Genomic DNA, 7,135 nt, shown 5'->3' with positions numbered 1-7,135 from the left:
CATTCGCAAAGAGCGACCAAGCTCCCTGGTTCGGCGGCAGGTTGCGCAGGCCGAGCGCCAGACGAATGATCGTCCATCCGGACAGGAGCAGCGCCACGCCGATACAGAACGGAACGGTCTTGACGTAAGAGATCGGCCAATTCGAGAAGGCGAGAATGGCAACGCCGATTTCGACCAAGGCAACGGTCGCGATCAACTGCCAGCGTCGGTAGCGGATCAGGAGTGCGGCGGCGAACCGGATCGATCCGTCGAGCAAGAACGCAATGCCGAACAGCAGGCTGTTGGCGATGTCGTTGCGCCACGGCATGTCGATGATGAGAAGACCGATGCTCAGCATCACGAGCGCGCGAGCCAGGAAGAACCGCCCCCGACGTCGGCCGAGCCCGAACGTCAGGAGACAGGCGATCGTCCCTTCGATCACGAGAAGGTAGCCGAAGGTCTCGGTTACGACGACCGTCACGCCGTCCGCCGCATCGGCCATAATGGCGAGCCCGAGCGCAATCCAGACGCAGCCGAAGAGCGCGAGCGAGCGCCATTGCCGGCGCATCGGCTCGAAGCCCATCAGAAGGACGGCCAGCCGAATCACGGCCGCCTCCTCCCCTTCGGGGCGTCGGTCATTGAAACCTCGAGCATGGATCCTGATCCATTCATGGCTTTAGAGGCACCATTCCTACCATCGAGGAATTTCGACTCGCAAGCCGAGCGCAATCCCGTATCGTCCTCGCCCGCGCGGGCCGAATTGAAATCCCTCCGCGCCCCTTGTCCGTTGTCGGCGTAGCGCCCTATTTCTTCGGGATGACACTCACGCGTTCTCAAAGCCACGCGGCCAGGGCTCTTCTCGGTTGGTCGCAAGAAAATCTCGCCGGCGCTGCCGGTCTCTCACCAAGAGCGATTCAGGAATTCGAGGCAGGCGAATCCCTTACTTCCGACGAGGAAGCGGCCCTCTGCCGTGCCTTCGATGAAGCCGGGATCGAATTGATCGAACGCGGGTCGATATCCTATCGGGGCGGCAGCGGTGTTCGGCTTCGGAACGGAGAGGTCGACGAAGGTCTGCGTCCCGAAGATCTCACGAGTCAGAACGACGGCTGACTTTCAATCGCCGCTGTCCGGCGCGAGAGGCCTAAAGGCCGAAACGACGTTTTCGTACACGTCGCGTTTGAACGGAATGATGAGCTCGGGCAGCCGGGCCATTTTTTCCCAGCGCCATTCATCGAATTCCGGCTTGTGACGGCCCCCGCCCGGCTGGAGGATGTTGATCTCGCTGTCGTCGCCTTCGAACCGGAAGGCGAACCATCGCTGCGTCTGCCCGCGAAAGCGCCCCCGCCAGGCCCGGCCGGCCACCACCGAGGGCAGATCGTACGAGTACCAATCCGGCGCCTCGGCGAGGAGTTTGGCGGATCGGACGCTGGTTTCCTCATAAAGCTCGCGGACAGCGGCGTCGTAGGGGTTCTCACCCGGATCGATGCCGCCTTGCGGCATTTGCCAGGCGTAACCATCGGCGACGTGTTCAGGGCCGCCTTCGGCCCGGCGCCGACCGACGAAAACCAAACCGTCCTTGTTGAGAAGCATGACGCCGACGCAGGCGCGGTAGGGCAGATCGGACAGCTTTCGCGATCCTCGGGCGCTCGGCATCGGCTCTCATCCTCCTCGTCATCCGCATCCAGCACGAACCGTGCTTTTGCGACCTGTGGTTCGGCCACGGTGCGGCCGTTCACAGTTCCCTAGCGACAGTGCCGGTTTGAGGCGCACGAGACAAGACCTGCCTCTCGACYGGCTGCAAAAGACGAGGCCCGCGATCCGAAATCGAATCGCGGGCCTGAGGAAACGTAGCGCTCGACGTGACGTCGAATCAGTTAGCGGTGCTCGGCGTCGCCGGAGCAGTACCGCCACCGGTTGCGTTGGCAGCGCCCTTGCGCTCACCGCGCAGGAACTCGTACGCGGCGTTGAGCTGTTTGTCCTTGGTCGGATCCGGCGGCACGTAGGCCGAAGAACCACCGCGTTCTTCATTGGCGGTGCCATTGGTGAGGTGGCCGCGCAGGCCTGCTTCACCCTTGGTCTCGTCCTTGCCCTTCAGATCGTCCGGGATTTCCTGCAGGACTTCGATATCGGGATCGATGCCCTTCGCCTGGATCGAGCGGCCGGACGGCGTATAGTAKCGCGCGGTCGTCAAGCGAACGGCGCCGTTGCCGGCGAGCGGGATGATGGTCTGAACCGAGCCCTTGCCGAACGAACGCGTTCCCATGACCGTCGCGCGTTTCTGATCCTGCAGGGCACCAGCGACGATTTCCGATGCCGAAGCCGAACCGCCGTTGATCAGAACGACCACCGGCTTGCCCTTCGTCAGATCGCCCGTCTTCGCGTTGAAGCGCTGCGTGTCCTCCGGGTTGCGGCTGCGCGTCGAAACGATCTCACCGCGATCGATGAAGGCGTCGGACACCATGATGGCCTGATCGAGGAGGCCGCCCGGGTTGTTGCGCAGATCGATGACGAAGCCCTTGAGCTTGTCGGCACCGATATCGCTCGYGAGCTTGTCGATACCCGCGCGCAGTCCCTCATAGGTCTGCTCGTTGAACTGCGTCACGCGCAGCACGCCGATATCGCCCTCGACCCGTGCACGCACGGCGCGGACCTTGATGGTTTCGCGGGTCAGCTTGACCTCGATGGGATCCTTCGCGCCCTTGCGCTGGATCTTCAGGGTCACGGAAGAATTCACCGGGCCGCGCATCTTATCGACGGCCTGATTGAGATCGAGACCCTGGACGTTTTCGCCGTTGATCTGGCTGATCACGTCGTTCGCCATGATTCCCGCACGAGAGGCCGGCGTATCGTCGATCGGCGTGACGACCTTCACGAGGCCGTCTTCCATGGTCACTTCGATGCCGAGACCACCGAACTCGCCGCGCGTCTGCACCTGCATGTCGCGGAAGCTCTTGGCGTCCATGTAGCTCGAGTGCGGATCGAGCGACGTCAACATGCCGTTGATCGCCGATTCGACGAGCTTCGACTCGTCGGGCTTTTCGACGTAGTCGGTGCGGACCTTCTCGAACACGTCACCGAACAGGCTGAGCTGCCGATAGGTATCGGCGGAGGCGGCGATCGCGCTCGTGCTCGACAGGAGATCGGTATGCGACACAAGCGTCGCGCTGCCTGCACCGACGGCGGCACCGATGAGAAGAAGAGACAGTTTGCGCATTACCCGCGAACCTTTTCGCTTTGCGATTTCGCCCACCACGGGCCGGGATCGATCGAACTTCCGTCTTTCCTGAACTCTACATAGAGAACTGGATCGTTGGTTTCGATAGCGCCCGCCGCCGGAGACAAGAGGGAAGTCTGACCCATGGTTGCGACAGGCTCTCCTGCGAGGACGAATTGCCCGACCTCGACGTTGATCTGATCCATGCCAGCCAGAAGAACATAATATCCCCCGCCGCCATTGATGATCAAGAGTCGACCGTAGGACCGAAACGGCCCTGCGAAGGCAACCCAACCATCGGCAGGCGAGACGACAGACGCTTTTTGGCGCGTTGTGATAGAAATGCCGCGCGTCGTTCCGCCATAGCCGTCCCCTGCGCCAAACTCCCGAGAAATTCCGCCTCCGACAGGCTTCAAGAGCAGTCCCTTAGCCTCGGAGAAGGGTATTTTCGGGGCAAGCCGCGCAGGATCTCGAAAAGCGGCCTGGGCAAATCGCTCGCGGGTTTCTTTCGCCTGCGCGTCCGCCGCCTTGCGCGCCTCTTCGGCGGCCCGCTGGGCGCCCGAGATTTCGCGCTCCATGCGGTCGATCAATTCTTTGAGAGTTCCGGCTTGGCGGGCGAGCGCCGCTGACTTTTCGCGCTCGCTGCCGATACTTCGCTCGACTTCGCCGATCCGTCCCTGGCGGGCATCGACCAACGCCGCGAGGCGCTGCTGTTCGCCGTTCAAGGCTTTCAGCTCACCCTCGAGAGCGGTCCGGTCTGTGGCGATCGCTTGCTTCAACCGCACAAGCTCGGCCAGATCGGTTGCGAGCGCCTCGGCCTCGGATCGCAATTCCGGGAGCACCGCACCCAATAGAATGGACGCCCGCACCGCCTCCAGCATGTCCTCGGGCTGGACCAGAACCGCAGGCGGCGAGCGGCGTCCCATGCGCTGGAGGGCAGCGAACACTTCGACGATGATGTCTCGCCGGCTGTCGAGGGACCGACGAATCGCGCTCTCGCTCGCGGCGAGCGTCTGCAAACGGCGTTCCAGAGCCGCGATACGGTCTTCCGTCGAGCGCACGCGCGCGGCCGTATCGATGAGCGCACCGTTCAGCTTAGCCCGATCGGTCCGGATCTCGGACACTTCCGCTTCGAGGCGCTTGCGGGCCTCCTCGTTGGCGGCCATCGCGGCTTCCAGCGTCTTCAAATCCTGCTCGCGCTTTGCTTTCTCGTCAGCGGTCTCCAGCACTTTGTGGGCAGGATCGTCCGCCGGCGCAACGACTTGCTGGGCGAGAGCTGCGCCAGAGGCGACAGCAAGCGGGGCCGCCAGCACGGCGGCCAGGAGAAAAGCGGCTTTGGGAAAATGTACCAAAGGAGCCACCGGTCAGGAATCCTCGTGTCCGACGCGATGATAAGGGTGACCGGCAATGATTGTCAGGGCCCGATAGAGCTGTTCGACGATCAGAGCCCTGACGACCTGGTGCGGCAACGTCAGCGCGCCGAAGGAAACGATGAGATCGGCCCGCTGGCGCACCTTGGGATCGAGCCCGTCAGGGCCACCGACGATACAGGTGACCGCATCGCGTCCTTCGTCCCGCCATTGCCTGATTTTGTCGGCGAACGCTTCGCTCGTGGGACTTTTGCCGCGTTCGTCGAAAGCGATCAGAACGGACGAGCCAGCCTTGTCCAAAAGAATTCCAGCTTCTTCCGCGCGACGGTCGTCATCGCGCCGGGCGCGACTTTCCGGCACCTCGTGGAGATCGAAACCTCCGAAGCCATGGCTTCGTCCCATGGCTTCGATTCGCAATMGATAGCGTTCGACAAGCTCCCGCTCCGGGCCACTCTTCAAGCGGCCGACGGCCAGAAGACTCAATCGCAACACTCACCCTCCGATTCAGGCCAGGCGTTCCTGCGGACGGTCGGCGCTCCAGATCTTCTCGAGGTTGTAGAAGCCACGCACCTCGGGACGGAAGATGTGGATCAGAACGTCGCCGGCATCGATCAGAACCCAGTCGCAAGTCGGCAATCCCTCGACGCGCGCGTTTCCAAAGCCCTTGTCTTTGAGGCCTTGAAGAATGCGATCGGCGATGGCGCCCACATGTCGATTTGAGCGACCCGACGTGACGATCATGGTGTCTGCAAGCGAGGTTTTGCCGGTCAGGTCGATTTCGACCGTGTTCTCGGCCTTCATATCCTCGATCGAGGCCAGGGCGATTGCCCGGATATCCTCATCCTGCGGAGCCTCCGCTCCGGAGGGAGGGGGAAGCGGATCAAAGCCCGCTTCAAGCGGAATTGGACGATTCAGATTCAGGCCCTTTCCATCGGCACCACCATGTGCCGTTCCTTAAGATAATGCCGAAAGGCATGTCATTTCAACGTCTGTCGCGACACGAAGTTTACGCCGGCCTTGCGAAGCTGGGTCGAGGACAGGAAAGACCGGGGTCCGTGAAGGTAAGTCCAGGCCGGAGCCGGGAGCGTCGGAAGGGCCCGCGCTTCGCTTTCCGGCACCCGATAGGACGACAGCGCGGTCGCCGCCCGAGACCCTATTGCCTTCAGGGTGAAGCCCGGCCTGTCGATCACCGCGATCGGCATCAGACTGGCGATACCGTCCCAGCCGCGCCAGCGGTGGAAAGAGGCGAGATTGTCCGCACCCATGATCCAGACGAAGTGCACGTCCGGATGCCGGCGCTTGAGAAAGCTCAGGGTATCGAAGGAATAGCGCGATCCGATCGTCTCTTCGAAAGTGGTCACGTCGATGCGCGGATGGGCCGCCAGTTGCTCCGCCGCAGCGGCGCGCGCGACTGTCGACGGCAGGCCGTTGGTTTCCTTCAGCGGATTGCCGGGCGTGACGATCCACCACACCCTGTCGAGGCCGAGTCGCTTCATCGCCATCAAGCTGACGAGCCTGTGGCCCGCGTGCGGTGGGTTGAAGGATCCACCATAGAGCCCGATCCGCATGCCCGGCGCTGCGCGCGGCAGGCGAACGGGGCCGGATGGCCGCATGCGGAAGCGCGACAAGGATTGGTTCACGGACGCGTCTGGCCCTGGCCACGCACGCGGTACTTGAACGACGTCAGTTGCTCGACACCGACGGGGCCCCGCGCATGCATTCGCCCAGTGGCGATCCCGATCTCGGCACCGAACCCGAATTCCCCGCCATCGGCGAATTGCGTCGACGCGTTGTGCAGGACGATCGCCGAATCGACCTCGTTCAAGAATCGCTCTGCAACCGCGCCGTCCTCGGTCACGATCGAGTCGGTGTGGTGCGAGCCGTAAGTCTCGATATGCGCGAGCGCGCCTTCGATGCCGTCGACGACGCGGCAGGAAATGATCGCATCGAGATATTCCGTGCGCCAATCGTCCTCTGTCGCTGCAACGACGCGGAGATCGGCAGCCGCCGTTTCGCGATCGCCCCGCACGACGCAGCCGACATCGAGCAACGCGGCGACGAGGGGCGCCAAATGGGTCGAGGCGCACGCGCGATCGATCAGAAGTGTCTCCGCTGAACCGCAAACGCCCGTCCGCCGCATCTTGGCGTTCACGACAACGCGCTTCGCCATTTCGAGATCGGCCTTCTCGTGGACGAAGACGTGGCAGAGACCTTCGAGATGCGMGAAGACCGGCACACGCGCCTCTTCCTSCACTCGGGCGACGAGACTCTTGCCTCCGCGCGGCACGATGACGTCGATGTTTCCGTCGAGGCCGCTGAGCATGGCCCCCACCGCTGCGCGATCGCGGGTCGGCACGAGGCGAATGGCGTCCGCGGGCAGTCCGGCCGCCGAGAGCCCCTCGCCCATCGCCTCGGCGATCGCGAGTGAAGTCCGATAGCTTTCGGAGCCGGTTCTCAGAATTGCGGCGTTGCCGGCCTTCAGACAAAGCGCTCCGGCATCCGCGGTGACATTGGGGCGACTTTCGAAAATGACGCCGATGACACCGAGCGGCGTCGCGACACGCTCGATCAT

9 protein-coding genes are annotated in these 7,135 nt (G+C 63.1%); 1 reads left to right on the top strand and 8 read right to left on the bottom strand.

The window, feature by feature from the left end; all coding sequences use genetic code 11:
• On the bottom strand, positions 1 to 586 hold a 586-nt coding region (locus AC1DT3_RS08910), incomplete at its 3' end, for an HdeD family acid-resistance protein (protein ID WP_477464896.1).
• 173 nt (positions 587 to 759) lie between these two features.
• On the opposite strand from AC1DT3_RS08910, the gene AC1DT3_RS08905 reads away from it, so the two are divergent.
• Complete coding sequence (locus tag AC1DT3_RS08905; RefSeq protein ID WP_477464895.1) at positions 760 to 1,089, top strand: helix-turn-helix transcriptional regulator; 330 nt, start codon at positions 760 to 762, stop codon at positions 1,087 to 1,089.
• Between the two features lie 3 nt (positions 1,090 to 1,092).
• Here AC1DT3_RS08905 and AC1DT3_RS08900 read toward each other — a convergent pair whose 3' ends face one another.
• The 7 genes from AC1DT3_RS08900 to AC1DT3_RS08870 form a co-directional block, all read right to left on the bottom strand.
• Positions 1,093 to 1,632 carry an RNA pyrophosphohydrolase gene (locus tag AC1DT3_RS08900; protein WP_477464894.1) on the bottom strand — a complete coding sequence of 180 codons (540 nt, stop codon included), beginning with the start codon at positions 1,630 to 1,632 and terminating at the stop codon, positions 1,093 to 1,095.
• A gap of 217 nt (positions 1,633 to 1,849) precedes the next feature.
• Entirely contained in the window at positions 1,850 to 3,193 is a 1,344-nt protein-coding gene (locus tag AC1DT3_RS08895; protein WP_477464893.1) for a S41 family peptidase, read from the bottom strand.
• Positions 3,193 to 4,545, bottom strand: coding sequence for a murein hydrolase activator EnvC family protein (locus AC1DT3_RS08890; protein WP_477464899.1), 1,353 nt, complete (start codon positions 4,543 to 4,545; stop codon positions 3,193 to 3,195). Before AC1DT3_RS08890 ends, AC1DT3_RS08895 begins: the two co-directional genes overlap by 1 nt.
• A gap of 12 nt (positions 4,546 to 4,557) precedes the next feature.
• Entirely contained in the window at positions 4,558 to 5,052 is a 495-nt protein-coding gene (gene rlmH, locus AC1DT3_RS08885) for a 23S rRNA (pseudouridine(1915)-N(3))-methyltransferase RlmH (RefSeq protein ID WP_477464898.1), read from the bottom strand.
• 15 nt (positions 5,053 to 5,067) lie between these two features.
• Positions 5,068 to 5,364, bottom strand: coding sequence for a ribosome silencing factor (rsfS, locus tag AC1DT3_RS08880; RefSeq protein ID WP_477464892.1), 297 nt, complete (start codon positions 5,362 to 5,364; stop codon positions 5,068 to 5,070).
• 176 nt (positions 5,365 to 5,540) lie between these two features.
• Positions 5,541 to 6,176, bottom strand: coding sequence for a nicotinate-nucleotide adenylyltransferase (locus AC1DT3_RS08875; protein ID WP_477464897.1), 636 nt, complete (start codon positions 6,174 to 6,176; stop codon positions 5,541 to 5,543).
• 23 nt (positions 6,177 to 6,199) lie between these two features.
• Positions 6,200 to 7,135 (bottom strand): glutamate-5-semialdehyde dehydrogenase (locus AC1DT3_RS08870; RefSeq protein ID WP_477464891.1); only part of this gene is annotated, 936 nt, incomplete at its 5' end.

It is taken from the genome of Microvirga sp. P4_G7, from assembly GCF_056401005.1.
The sequence above is the reverse complement of the archived record's forward strand: the minus strand, read 5'-3'. Positions and strand labels throughout refer to the sequence as shown.